Source organism: Labrenzia sp. R5_0, assembly GCF_017743835.1.
Lineage (GTDB): Bacteria > Pseudomonadota > Alphaproteobacteria > Rhizobiales > Stappiaceae > Roseibium > Roseibium algicola.
This window is the reverse complement of record NZ_JAGHRK010000005.1, coordinates 340097-352266: the sequence shown is the minus strand read 5'-3', so window position 1 is coordinate 352266 and position 12170 is coordinate 340097. Positions and strand designations below refer to the sequence as shown.

At 60.1% G+C, this 12170-nt stretch carries 12 protein-coding genes; 3 read left to right on the top strand and 9 right to left on the bottom strand.

Annotation, left to right across the window (positions count from 1 at the left end):
* Positions 1–22: 22 nt before the first annotated feature.
* The 3 genes from J7447_RS25000 (at position 23) to J7447_RS24990 (ending at position 4459) form a co-directional block, all read left to right on the top strand.
* On the top strand, positions 23–367 hold the full coding sequence (locus J7447_RS25000; RefSeq protein WP_023001336.1) for a copper-binding protein: 345 nt from the start codon (positions 23–25) through the stop codon (positions 365–367).
* A 264-nt stretch (positions 368–631) separates the two neighbouring features.
* Positions 632–1741 (top strand): hypothetical protein, encoded by a 1110-nt coding sequence (locus J7447_RS24995; protein ID WP_209171283.1) that lies wholly within the window; start codon positions 632–634, stop codon positions 1739–1741.
* 222 nt (positions 1742–1963) lie between these two features.
* Entirely contained in the window at positions 1964–4459 is a 2496-nt protein-coding gene (locus J7447_RS24990; protein WP_209171282.1) for a DNA translocase FtsK, read from the top strand.
* A 33-nt stretch (positions 4460–4492) separates the two neighbouring features.
* On the opposite strand, the gene J7447_RS24985 is transcribed toward J7447_RS24990, so the two are convergent.
* The 9 genes from J7447_RS24985 to ugpC all read right to left on the bottom strand — a co-directional run bounded on the left by J7447_RS24985 (position 4493) and on the right by ugpC (position 12168).
* Positions 4493–5059 (bottom strand): AAA family ATPase, encoded by a 567-nt coding sequence (locus tag J7447_RS24985; RefSeq protein WP_209171281.1) that lies wholly within the window; start codon positions 5057–5059, stop codon positions 4493–4495.
* Between the two features lie 82 nt (positions 5060–5141).
* Positions 5142–5981, bottom strand: coding sequence for a fumarylacetoacetate hydrolase family protein (locus tag J7447_RS24980; protein WP_075284566.1), 840 nt, complete (start codon positions 5979–5981; stop codon positions 5142–5144).
* Between the two features lie 36 nt (positions 5982–6017).
* Positions 6018–7313 (bottom strand): L-fuconate dehydratase, encoded by a 1296-nt coding sequence (locus J7447_RS24975; protein WP_209171280.1) that lies wholly within the window; start codon positions 7311–7313, stop codon positions 6018–6020.
* A 23-nt stretch (positions 7314–7336) separates the two neighbouring features.
* The gene (locus J7447_RS24970; RefSeq protein ID WP_023001330.1) at positions 7337–8071 is read right to left on the bottom strand and encodes an SDR family oxidoreductase; all 735 of its coding nucleotides are present in this window, start codon (positions 8069–8071) and stop codon (positions 7337–7339) included.
* Positions 8072–8089: 18 nt separating this feature from the next.
* Positions 8090–8542, bottom strand: coding sequence for a MaoC/PaaZ C-terminal domain-containing protein (locus J7447_RS24965; protein WP_055661060.1), 453 nt, complete (start codon positions 8540–8542; stop codon positions 8090–8092).
* Positions 8543–8545: 3 nt separating this feature from the next.
* Entirely contained in the window at positions 8546–9619 is a 1074-nt protein-coding gene (locus tag J7447_RS24960) for a Gfo/Idh/MocA family oxidoreductase (protein ID WP_209171279.1), read from the bottom strand.
* Positions 9612–9941, bottom strand: coding sequence for an L-rhamnose mutarotase (locus J7447_RS24955; protein WP_209171278.1), 330 nt, complete (start codon positions 9939–9941; stop codon positions 9612–9614). Before J7447_RS24955 ends, J7447_RS24960 begins: the two co-directional genes overlap by 8 nt.
* Before the next feature lie 3 nt (positions 9942–9944).
* The gene (locus J7447_RS24950; RefSeq protein WP_023001326.1) at positions 9945–11066 is read right to left on the bottom strand and encodes a mandelate racemase/muconate lactonizing enzyme family protein; all 1122 of its coding nucleotides are present in this window, start codon (positions 11064–11066) and stop codon (positions 9945–9947) included.
* A gap of 4 nt (positions 11067–11070) precedes the next feature.
* A complete protein-coding gene (gene ugpC, locus J7447_RS24945) occupies positions 11071–12168 on the bottom strand; it encodes a sn-glycerol-3-phosphate ABC transporter ATP-binding protein UgpC (protein WP_023001325.1) in 1098 nt (365 codons plus the stop codon).
* Positions 12169–12170 lie beyond the last annotated feature (2 nt).

Below are 12170 nucleotides of genomic sequence, written 5' to 3'. Positions count from 1 at the left end.
AACCCCAAGAAAGGCAACTGAAATGAAGACCCTCATCCTCGCAGCGTTCCTGTCCATGGCGGCCACCCCGGCTGTCCTTGCCCAGTCGTCGCATAGCGGCATGGATCATTCCAACATGCCCATGACCGCCGAACAGATGGACGGGGCGGTCCACGCCAATGCCGTCGTCAACTCCATCGGCGACGGGACTGCAAACGTCAGCCACGATCCGATTCCGGAAATCGGCTGGCCGGCCATGACGATGGATCTGCCCCTTCTGGAAGGCGCAGAGATGTCGGATGATCTCACCCCGGGCGACAGCGTGATCCTGATGCTGGTGAAAGGCGACGACGGCATGTATGCCATCGGCGGAATGATGCCGAAGTAAGATTTCAGACAAACGGCAGCAGCCCATGACACCTGCCTCGGGCTGCTGCCAATACCTTTCCGCCTTCCCCAAATAGGGGTTGGTGAATTACGCAATTCCGTTTTCCCCTGATGCCGGTTCAGAACGCAATAAAGACATCGGGCTTGATGAGACTGGGACAAGAGAGCGATCGTTCTCTTGTCCTGATTTTTCAGGCTCTCTTTAATGGCTTTGTTGTTTTCTCGTTTGACCGACGTTCAGGTCTTACCGGTTCAGGAAAACGAAATGAAAAAGTCTTTGGGACGGATTTTTGCCGCACGTGATTGGCGGGTGGCGGCGTTCGCGGTTGTTGCCTGTATTGCATTGTCTTCAGGTGCAGCCCAGGCAGAAAGCATGACGTTCGAAAACGTCTGCAAGGGCAACAACGCGGCGTCCTGTTATGTGCGAGCCGAAGGGCAGATTACCGCGGAAACGCCCGCGCTCTTTTCAAGCTACCTGAAGAATGAGCATTCAGACGGCAACAAGGTTCTGCTGCACAGCCCCGGCGGCAGTCTGATTGCCGGCCTGGAACTGGGAGAGCTGATCCGTGCCAGAGGAATGGAGACGGAAATCGGCATCTGGAAGTCCGAGGGCACATTCGGGGACACAGTGGACGGCGGCTACTGCATGAGCGCCTGTTCCTACGCGTTCCTGGGGGGTGAAGTCAGACGTATTCCAGACGGCAACCGTCTGGGCTTCCACCAGTTCTACCTGTCCGGAGAGAGGACGGGCCAGGTCCCGTCCAGCCAGCTGGACCAGGCGCTGATGTCCGCGCAGGAATTGTCCAGCCGGATTGTACGTTACCTTCTGGAAATGGGAATCGATGCTCGCATCTTCGTTCTTGGCACGGGTGCGAAGCCGGACGACATGTTCGTTCCCGACGCGGCGCAGCTTGAGGAATTTGCCCTTGTCACGCCGGAAGGGTTCGGGGCGTTCTTTCTGGAGCCCTACAAGCAGGGTCTGGTGGCAGCAAGCAAGCGCAAGGGCGCCACGCGCCTTTATGATCTCGCGAGCCAGTTTTCCAGCTATTGCCGCAAGAACAAACCCTACGTCCTGATCACGACCGATGGTGGTATTCTGAACCCTGATAACTTGCCGACGACAAGCATAAACATGTTCTCAAAAGGACGTGGCATCACGGCGACAGCCACCAAGGATATCCTTCGGGTTGTCGGTGACAGCAGCGTCGAGGTCGAAATCAACGACAAGGTTGTTGAACTGCTGTCGGTTACCGAGCGGATCGAGTTCAGCCTGTTTCTTGGAATGTCGTCCGGTGGCGAGGTGCGCGGGGCGATCGATCTGAGCGACATGGACCGCAAGATCATCGCCGCCAGCTTCCGTTTTTGCATCGGCTAGGAGGGTGAGCCCGACAAAAGGGCTCATCACATAAACGCGACATTGTTGAACTGGCATCAAGGTGTTGTTTTCAGCGCATTTTCGCCGAAATTTGCACGCCTGACGGTCGATCGGAGGTGGCTCTAAGGTGGAGAATGACAGGGTTTGGATAGAGACTGTTAACCTTATTTTCCTACATCTCTCCCAAAGGCGTTCAACCCGAAACACTAGTCTTCTTTGTCCATGCGTATTTCCCGGAAGAATTTCTCACTTTCGAATTCGAACGATGCCGGCCAGCCAGCTTCAACCGATGATTCCAGTCGGAAAGCGCAGGGCGAAAACCCGCTCGGGCAACCTGCCGCCACAGATGGTGAACGGGTGCCTGAGACGCGCCGGTTGCCACATGTTGCAGGCAATCCGCAGCAGCAGACAGGAGATGGAAACCGGGGGGTGGAAACCCCTTCGGACGAATCCTGCCAGAGCTATTTCTACCTTGCACCCAACGTTCGCTTCACCCGGACGCCAGACCGCGGTTCAAAGCAGCGATCTGCACCGGTAGAAAACGCAAGCGAAGTCAGCGCCGGTGAAACTGTATCCCCGGTCGAGGTAGAGCCCGTTGCACAGCAGCCGCTGGTCACGCCAAACCCCTCCCCTGTTATGCCCGCAACCATGCCAGTTGCACAGGTGATTGGTCCGCCCGCCGATGGTGGGCCGGTGAATGTGCAGGCGCCTGCCAATGACGCGCATTCTTCCACGGCGCACCTTGGTTTCCTGTCCGATCACGCCTTCTTTGAATTCATGTCCGACGATGCCATCACTCCTCAGCCGGCTGCAGAAGTGCCTGCGCAGAGGGTCGTGGAGCCGGTACGAGCCGTGAGGACGGTTTACGAGGAGGTGCCCGTCGCGGGACAGGTGGCGCGGCCACCGGAGGGAATCGTGTCGCTGTACAAGGTCGTGGAATGCAACGGTTCTGCATCCCCCACGCCTGCGCCTTCCTTTTCCAGACCGATTGCCGCAAGGCCAGCAAACCCGTCTCCGCAGCCGGCCGGCCAAAGGCCGGCAGCACAGCAAAACCCGGAAGGCAATCAGGACGCTACCGGTCGGTCACGAGTGTCGATTTCGATGCCAAGCCCCACACCCCGGTCCTTGTCCTCGAGTACGCATGCTCTGCCGCCGATCGGTGCGGGATCAGGTCAACAGTCGCTGTTCGGCAGCTACGAGTTTCCGTCCGGCGATCTGCTGCAACTGCCGCAGGATGGTCCGGGCTTCCAGATGACGCAGGAGCAACTGGAACGGAATGCGGGGCTTCTGGAAAGCGTTCTGGAAGACTTCAAGGTGCGCGGCGAGATCATCCACGTGCGCCCCGGGCCTGTGGTCACCCTTTACGAGTTCGAACCGGCCCCGGGCATCAAGTCCTCACGCATCGTCAACCTCGCCGATGACATTGCCCGTTCCATGTCGGCCATCTCCGCTCGTGTTGCGGTCGTTCCGGGCCGGAACGTCATCGGGATCGAGCTGCCGAATACGGAGCGTGAAACCGTCTACTTCCGCGAATTGATCGATTCGACCAACTTCCGCGCGACCAGCTGCAAGCTTGCGCTTAGCCTCGGCAAGACGATTGGCGGGGAGCCGGTTGTTGCCGATCTTGCGAAGATGCCGCATCTGCTGGTCGCCGGAACGACCGGCTCGGGCAAGTCGGTTGCAATCAACACGATGATCCTGTCGCTGCTCTACCGCCTGAAGCCGGAAGAGTGCCGCTTGATCATGGTAGATCCGAAGATGCTGGAACTGTCCATCTACGACGACATTCCGCACCTGCTGACGCCTGTCGTCACCGATCCGAAAAAGGCCGTGACAGCTCTCAAATGGGCTGTGCGCGAAATGGAGGATCGCTACAGGAAGATGGCACGGCTTGGCGTGCGCAACATCAACGGTTTCAACCAGCGTGCCGCTGCTGCGAGTCAGAAGGGTGAACCGGTTATCGTGTCCGTGCAAACCGGGTTCGACCGCGATACGGGGGAACCGGTCTACGAGCAGCAGGAAATGGACCTCGCTCCGATGCCGTACATCGTCATCATCGTTGACGAGATGGCGGATCTGATGATGGTCGCCGGCAAGGAGATCGAAGGCGCTATCCAGCGTCTGGCGCAGATGGCCCGTGCCGCAGGCATTCATCTCATCATGGCGACACAGCGTCCTTCGGTCGACGTGATCACCGGCACGATCAAGGCAAACTTCCCGACCCGGATTTCCTTCCAGGTCACCTCGAAGATCGACAGCCGCACGATCCTCGGCGAGCAGGGTGCGGAACAGCTGCTCGGCATGGGCGACATGCTGCATATGTCGGGTGGCGGACGTATCAACCGTGTCCATGGCGCCTTCGTCTCGGACGAGGAAGTCGAACAGGTTGTCGCCCACCTGAAAAGCCAGGGCCGGCCCGCGTACCTTGAAACCGTGACTGCGGAAGAAGAGGAAGAGCTGGAAGAAGAAGAAGCTGTCTTCGACAAGGGTGCCATCGCGTCCGAAGACGGTGATGACCTCTACGACAAGGCGGTGAAGATCGTCCTGCGCGACAAGCGCTGCTCAACCTCGTATATCCAGCGCCGCCTCGGCATCGGGTACAACCGTGCCGCTACCCTGGTCGAGAAAATGGAAAACGAAGGCCTTGTCGGCGCGCCCAACCACGTTGGGAAGCGCGAGATCCTGGCCGGCAAGAGAGAGCAGCCGAGCGAAGAATAGGTACGCAGTACGCACCAGAGTGGTGATGTCGATCTAGTGCTGCGTCTCCTGGTGCCTGGAAAGACAATCCAGCAAGAAATCCGCTCGCTTCCCGACATCCGTCTTCGGCAAGATGATTTTCTCGTAGCCAAGTTGGCCGTAGGCATCGAGCAATCGCTGGTATTCACCGATAGCTTCATCCAGGCCGTGCTGCCGGTCGGCGTCTATGGCGTAAATCTCCGGCCAGGGCGGTGTCAGAAAGACCTGAAAATGAAATCGGCTTGTTTTGCCGAGGGTGTCTGACACGGCTACGCCGGTCGTGAATTCCAGGGCAACAGCTGCGTCGATCAGGCCCCGGTCGAAGAAGACCCATCCTTCAGCGCTGTTCAATCGCTCCCTGTCACGGACTGACATGTCGATCGCTCTTCTGGCGAAGGCTTCGAGATTGACCCAGGGAAGCGCCCTCCCCTCAGCTTGTTGCTCTTCGGCGACGATCCTCCTGCCGGGTTCCGGCACGGTTTCGAAACCCCGTCGTTCCAGTTCCGCCAAAAGCGTTGACTTTCCGCCACCCGAACATCCGGACAAGATGACGTGCCGGCGGTAGGTATCGTTTCGCATCATGATTTCCTTATCAGATGCGGGCATCTGGACTGTCAGGCGACACCCTTTGTTGGAGAGTGTCGCCATCACGGCAAAAGCTACGTTAAGCCTTGCCCACGTTTTGCCGCTGGACACCAAGTCCTTCAATGCCCAGCTCGATCACCTCTCCGCCCTTCAGATAGATTGGTGGTTTCTGTCCCATGCCGACGCCCGGAGGCGTGCCGGTGGAAATGATGTCGCCCGGCTGCAGGCTCATGAACCGGCTGACATAGCTGACCAGGTGGGCGACACCGAAGACCATGGTCTCCGTCGACCCGTCCTGATAGCGCTTGCCGTCTACTTCCAGCCACATCTTCAGGTTCTGCGGATCGGAAACCTCGTCCCGGGTCACCAGCCAGGGCCCTGTCGGGCCGAAGGTGTCGCAGCCCTTGCCCTTGTCCCAGGTGCCACCGCGTTCGATCTGGAATTCGCGTTCGGAAACATCGTTGATGACGCAATATCCCGCGACGTGGTCAAGGGCTTCGGCTTCCTCGATGTAGCTGCCACCCTTGCCGATCACGACACCAAGTTCGACTTCCCAGTCGGTCTTGACCGATCCGCGCGGGATCTTCACGTCGTCATTGGGGCCGCAGATCGCGCTTGTCGCCTTCAGGAAGATCACCGGTTCCTTGGGCACTTCCGCACCGGTTTCAGCGGCATGGTCGGAATAGTTGAGGCCGATGCAGATGAACTTGCCGACATGACCCACGCAGGGACCGATACGGCCTTCCTCGAGCAACGGCAGGGTGGCCGGATCGACGGATGCGATTTTCGCCAGCCCGTCCGGCGTCAGCGTGTCGCCGGCAATGTCGGAAACGAGAGCGGAGAGATCCCGCGGCCGGTTATCACTGTCCAGAATGGCGGGCTTTTCCCGTCCGGCGTCTCCAATGCGGAGAAGTTTCATGGGGTTATCCTTGGTTTTGATGTGTGGCTTGTGACATCAGGCGGCGTCTGCGCCACCGTCTCGAAAGATGTGATGTTCGATGGAGGCCGGTTTCATCTCCACGGAAAAACCCGGCATCTGCGGCGGCATATAGGCGGCATTGCGGATGGTGCAGGGGTCGACGAAATGTTCGTGGAGATGATCGACAAATTCGATCACGCGCCCCTCCCTGGTTCCGGAAACCGCAACGAAGTCGATCATCGACAGATGCTGGACATACTCGCAAAGGCCGACGCCGCCGGCATGCGGCCAGACGGGAGTGCCGAATTTGGCCGCCATCAGCAGAACGCTGAGAACCTCGTTGAGACCGCCCATCCGGCAGGCGTCGATCTGCACGATGTCGATGGCACCGCCTGCGATCATCTGCTTGAAGACGATCCGGTTCTGGCACATTTCACCGGTTGCCACCTTCACCGGCGCCACCGCTTCGCGGATCGCGCGGTGGCCGGCGATGTCATCCGGGCTGGTTGGTTCTTCGATGAAGTAGGGTTTGGCGAACGCGAGTTGCTGTACCCAGTCGATGGCCTGTCCGACGTCCCACACCTGGTTGGCATCGATCATGAGGAACCGGTCGGGCCCGAGCTCCTCCCGGGCGATCCTCAGCCGGCGGATGTCATCGGCGAGATCACGTCCGACCTTCAGCTTCACATGGGTGTAGCCTGCCTCGACCGCTTCCCGGCACAGCCGGCGCAGCTTGTCGTCGGGATAGCCGAGCCAGCCCGCCGAGGTGGTGTAACAGGGATAGCCATGTGCTTCGAGCTGCGCGATCCGTTCCGCCTTGCCCGGTTCCGCCGCTTTCAGGATGGCAAGTGCCTCTTCCGGCGTGATCGCATCGGTCAGGTAGCGGAAATCAATAATGGAAACGATCTCTTCCGGGCTCATGTCCGCGACAAGACGCCAGACCGGTTTGCCGGCCTGTTTGGCCAAGAGGTCCCAGACGGCATTGACGACGGCGCCGGTGGCGAGATGCATGGCGCCCTTGTCCGGTCCGATCCAGCGCAACTGGCTGTCCGAGGTCACGTGACGCCAGAAGCGGCCGGGGTTTTCGGAGATCCAGGCAAGATCAAGCCCTGTCACCAGGTGGCCCATGGCCTCGATTGCGGCAACACAGATGTCATTCCCGCGCCCGATGGTGAAGGTCAGGCCATGGCCTTCAAGGCCGTCCTCGTCGGTTTGAAGGACGACATAGGCCGCGGAATAGTCCGGATCGGGGTTCATGGCGTCCGAACCGTCCAGGGTTTCGGACGTTGGGAAGCGGAGATCGTATGTCTTCAGACCGGTGATTGTCGTCACGGGTTCACGTCCTCGATGAAATGTCAGATGGTCCAGCCGCCGTCGATGGCATAGGCCTGCCCGGTGGTATAGGTCGCGTTGGCAAGATGAACCGCGAGATCAGCGATCTCTTCCGGCGTACCGATCCTGCCGATCGGCTGGCGTGCAATGAAGGCGGCCCGGGCGGCTTCATAGTCGCCCTGGGCGCGCAGACGGTCCTGCAGCGAAGGGCTTTCCACCGTGCCCGGGCAGATCGCGTTGCAACGGATGTTCTGCGCCACAAAATCGGCGGCAACCGCCTTGGTCAGGCCGATCACGGCCGCTTTCGTGGTGGTGTAGACGAAGCGGTTCGGCACGCCTTTCATGGAACTTGCGACGGATGCCATGTTGATGATGGCGCCGCCTCCCCGTTCCAGCATTGCAGGCAGCACCGCCCGAATGGTCCGGATCATGGAGCGCACGTTGAGGTCGACCGCAAAGTCGAAGTCCTCGTCTTTCATGTCAAGGATCGAGCCTGCATGAACGAAACCCGCCCCGTTGAAGAGGACGTCCACCGGGCCGGTTTCGGCAACGACGGTCTGTACGTCCATATCCTTCAAAACGTCGAGGCGACGGGTTTCGATCCCTGCTGATCCTTCGAGTTCGGAAAGGGCCGTTTCGTTGATGTCCGTTGCCACAACCTTCGCGCCCCTGGCGGCAAAGGCGAGCGCCGTCGCGCGTCCGATCCCCTGTCCCGCGGCTGTCACCAGAACGGTCTTGTCCTTCACCCAGTCTGTCATGTCGGCTCCATCTGCCCCTCAGGCGGGCTTGTTCTTTCGTTCAACGATGTGGATGTGATCGGCGACGAGAACCACTTCGTCGCTTTGATTGAGAACTTCCGTCCGTTCGACCACGCGGCCGAATGCCGGGCGTTTCGGGTCATCGTCCTTGGCAACGATGGTCACGCGCGAACGGATGGTGTCTCCGATGAAAACCGGCTTCACGAAGCGCATCCGGTCGTAGCCATAGGAGAAGGCAACCGGGTTTATGACGCTGGCGGTCAGGCCGACGCCGATGGCGAACACCATGGTGCCGTGGGCAATCCGCTGACCGAAGGGCTGGGTCTTCATGAACTCTGCGTCCATGTGATGCGGAAAGAAGTCTCCGGTATGGCCTGCGTGAACCACGAAGTCGGTTTCGGTAATCGTGCGGCCATAGGTGATGCGCTCATGGCCGAGCTCATAGTCTTCGAAATAGGTCGTTTGTTCCATGACTTATGGTCTTTGTGCGAGTGGAGTTGCAGGGGACGTGGAGGAGGCATAGGCCGCTTCCACCAGAGCCATCGTGTTCCAGGCGTCTTCGACCGAACTCACCAGCTCGGCGTCCTCGCCGGACGCAAAGCGCTGGAGATTTGCCATGCGGCCGACAAAAGCGTCCGGGAACCAGGCCCCTTTCAGGGGGACGGGGATCCACTCGTCTCCACCCTTGGGGCGGATCTCCAGGATGTCCGGTTCGCCGTTCGGATAGTCGAGATTGACACCAAGCTGCAGATAGGCAGCGCCTTCCGTGCCACACACTCGGAACTCGCAAGCCTGGTGCCGGCGGCCGAACTTGTGATCGTGATTGATGGAGAGCGCACAACGCACCTTGTCGCCGTAGTCGAGGATGGCGCTGGTGCGGGTCTGGGCCATTTCATGGGACGGATGGCCGAGCGATTTCGCGTGCACGCCTTTCGGGTCCCCAAGCACCTGCCGGATCAGGTCGAGATAATGGATCGAATGCATGGTGATCTCGATCCGGGGCAGTCCTTTCAAGAAGGCCCAGAGCTCCCAGGGCGTGGCGAGAGCCAGCCAGGCATCGAAATCGACAACTTCTCCAAGCCAGCCCTTGGCGATGGCGTCCTTGAGGGCGAGCATCATCGGTGCGAAGCGGAGCTGGAAGTTGACGGCGGCGATCAGTTTGCGGTCGCGGCAGATCCTGAGAATATCCGTTGCCTGGTCCAGGTCGCTGCCCATGGGCTTCTGGATCAGCACCGGGGCCCCTTCCGGAAGCAGGCCGAGGATATCTGCATGTACCTGCGGCGGGGTGGCAAGGTCGAAGACCGCGCCCGGCACACTGGCTGCTTCCTCCGCGCTGGCAAAGGCCTTGATGCCCCATTGATCCGCCAGAGCCTGCGCTTTGCCGGCATCCGGGTCATAAAGTCCCGCAATCGGAAAGCCGCCTTTCCTGTAAGCGGGGAAATGGGCATCACCGACGATGGAGCCTGCGCCGAAAGTCACGATGGGGCGTGGATTGGCGGGCCTTGGCCAGTCCTGGGAAAGGCTGGCCGGATCGAAAGCTTCAGTCATGATGGAAGACCTCTTCCATCATCGCCCACCACTCGCCGTCCTTTCGGGTGTCGAGCGGCTTCTGGCAGGGCATGCAGACGTCCCACCATTCCTGCGTTTTCGGATCGGCGGCCATCTTCGCCGCGTCGGCCTCAAAGTCCGTGCCGTGATATTCCCAGTAGCCGAAGAGCAGATTTTCCGGCTCCTTCAGGAAGATGGAATAATTCCGGATGTTGCAATTGGAGATCATGTCGAGGATCTCCGGCCAGACCGCAGCGTGCAGCCGCTTGTATTCGGCAACTTTCTCCGGCTCGAGACCGATCACCATGCCCATGCGCTGCATGACCTACGCCTCCTGCCGGGTGATTGTGCTGGTGAACTCGGGAATGCTCTTTCCGCGCACTGCGTCCCAGTCCCAATCGATACCGATGCCCGGTTCGACGGGTGCGAGCGCATGGCCGTTTTCAATTGTCATGCGGCTATTGGTCAGTTCGTCGAGCTGCGGAATGTACTCGACGTATTTGCCGTTCTGCACGGCACAGGTCAGGCTGACGTGCAGCTCCATCAGGAAGTGCGGACAGATCGGCATGTCGAAGGCTTCCGCAGCATGGGCAACCTTCAGCCAGGGGGTGATGCCGCCGATGCGTCCGGCATCGACCTGCACCACAGAGCACGCTCCGGCCTGCATGTATTCCCGGAAATGCCGGATCGAATAGAGCGACTCGCCGACAGCGACCGGCGTCGAGGTTCTCTGCGACAGGCGCACATGGCCACCGATGTCGTCGGCGGGTAGCGGTTCCTCGAACCAGGCAAGGTCCAGGTCCCGCAGGCGGTCGGCGCGCCGGATGGCTTCATCGACGGTGAAGCCCTGATTGCAGTCGGTCATGATCTCATAACCGTCACCGACGGCGGCACGCACGGCGGCGAGCCGCTCGTAGTCCTCGGAGACATGCGGGCGGCCGATCTTTACCTTCGATCCGGTAAAGCCCTTTGCCTTGGCCGCAAGAGCATCCTCGACCAGGGCTTCGGTTTCGATGTGCAGCCAGCCGCCTTCGGTCGTATACAACGGGCAACGGTCCTTGGCTCCACCCGCCAGCTTCCAGAGCGGCAGCCCCATCTTGCGCGCGCGCAGGTCCCAGAGGGCCGTGTCGATGGCGGCAAGCGCAATGGAGGAAATGGCGCCGATCGTGGTGGCGTGGGTGAAGAACTCCAGTTCGTGCCAGATGCCCTCGATCATGTCTGCGTCACGGCCGATCAGAACCGGGGCGAGATGGTCCGCAAGAAGCCGCATGACCGACGATCCACCGGTGCCGATCGTATAGCTGTAGCCTGTGCCCGTCGCACCGTCCGCATCGGTGATCGTGACGATCGGAGTTTCCTGGCTGACGAAACTCTGGATCGCATCGGTTCGCTTGACCTTCGGAACGAGGTCGACCATGCGCAGTTCGACTTTTTCAATCCGTGCCATGCGTTCAGCTCCTCAAGGTCTGTTCGGTGGCGGCATCGAAGAGATGTGCCTGGCTGAGGTCGAAACTGAGATCGATCTTGTCACCGGTGTGCAGCGCCTTCGGGTTGAGCATGCGCGCAATCCAGTCCTCACCAGCGAACTCTGCAAAGACCAGGGTCTCGTTGCCGAGCGGTTCGGTGATCGAGACAGGCACCTGCGTCGTGTGCACATCATGGGCCTCGCCGGAATGCAGGCCATGTCCCGCCGGATACAAATCGTCCGGTCTCAGGCCGAACACGACTTTCTGGCCAACGCTGACCGCGTTCCGGAATTGCATCGGCAGCGGAAGGCTGGCGCCATTTGCGAAGGCGAGCTTGCCATCGTCGATGACCGCTTCGCGCAGGTTCATGGTCGGCGAACCGATGAACCCGGCGACAAAGCGGGTCCTTGGACGCTGGAAGACTTCCTCCGGCGTGCCGACCTGTTCGATATGGCCGTCGCGCATGATCACGATCCGGTCGGACAGGGTCATGGCTTCCACCTGGTCGTGGGTCACGTAGATGACCGTCGACTGGACCTTGGAATGCAGTTTCTTGATCTCCGTGCGCATCTGCATGCGCAGCTTGGCATCAAGGTTGGAAAGCGGTTCGTCAAACAGGAACACATCCGGATTGCGCACGATGGCGCGGCCCATGGCAACACGCTGGCGCTGGCCGCCGGAAAGTTGGGACGGCCGTCGTTCCAGAAGGGCCTCGAGGCTGAGCGTGCGCGCCGCTTCCGCAACCGCCGCATCGATCTCCGCCTGGGATTTTCCGGCGATCTTGAGTGAAAATCCCATATTCTCTGCAACCGTCATATGCGGGTAGAGCGCATAGGACTGGAAGACCATGGAGATGTTGCGTTGGCGCGGCGGCAGGTCGTTGACCACCCGGTCACCGATGTGAATTTCGCCACCCGAGATGTCCTCCAGCCCGGCGATCATGCGGAGCGAGGTCGACTTGCCACAGCCGGACGGGCCGACCAGCGCGATGAACTCCCGGTCCTTGACCTCAAGGTTGATGGAATGAACGACCTCCAGTTGCCCGTATTTCTTGACCAGGTTTTTCAAAGAGACGGTAGCCATGT

What these genes read in the sequence shown, in the direction of transcription:
- J7447_RS25000 (WP_023001336.1), top strand. Translation starts at nt 23, where the DNA reads ATGAAGACCCTCATCCTCGCAGCGTTCCTGTCCATGGCGGCCACCCCG.
- J7447_RS24995 (WP_209171283.1), top strand. Translation starts at nt 632, where the DNA reads ATGAAAAAGTCTTTGGGACGGATTTTTGCCGCACGTGATTGGCGGGTG.
- J7447_RS24990 (WP_209171282.1), top strand. Translation starts at nt 1,964, where the DNA reads ATGCGTATTTCCCGGAAGAATTTCTCACTTTCGAATTCGAACGATGCC.
- J7447_RS24985 (WP_209171281.1), bottom strand. Translation starts at nt 5,059, where the DNA reads ATGATGCGAAACGATACCTACCGCCGGCACGTCATCTTGTCCGGATGT.
- J7447_RS24980 (WP_075284566.1), bottom strand. Translation starts at nt 5,981, where the DNA reads ATGAAACTTCTCCGCATTGGAGACGCCGGACGGGAAAAGCCCGCCATT.
- J7447_RS24970 (WP_023001330.1), bottom strand. Translation starts at nt 8,071, where the DNA reads ATGACAGACTGGGTGAAGGACAAGACCGTTCTGGTGACAGCCGCGGGA.
- J7447_RS24965 (WP_055661060.1), bottom strand. Translation starts at nt 8,542, where the DNA reads ATGGAACAAACGACCTATTTCGAAGACTATGAGCTCGGCCATGAGCGC.
- J7447_RS24960 (WP_209171279.1), bottom strand. Translation starts at nt 9,619, where the DNA reads ATGACTGAAGCTTTCGATCCGGCCAGCCTTTCCCAGGACTGGCCAAGG.
- J7447_RS24955 (WP_209171278.1), bottom strand. Translation starts at nt 9,941, where the DNA reads ATGCAGCGCATGGGCATGGTGATCGGTCTCGAGCCGGAGAAAGTTGCC.
- J7447_RS24950 (WP_023001326.1), bottom strand. Translation starts at nt 11,066, where the DNA reads ATGGCACGGATTGAAAAAGTCGAACTGCGCATGGTCGACCTCGTTCCG.
- ugpC (WP_023001325.1), bottom strand. Translation starts at nt 12,168, where the DNA reads ATGGCTACCGTCTCTTTGAAAAACCTGGTCAAGAAATACGGGCAACTG.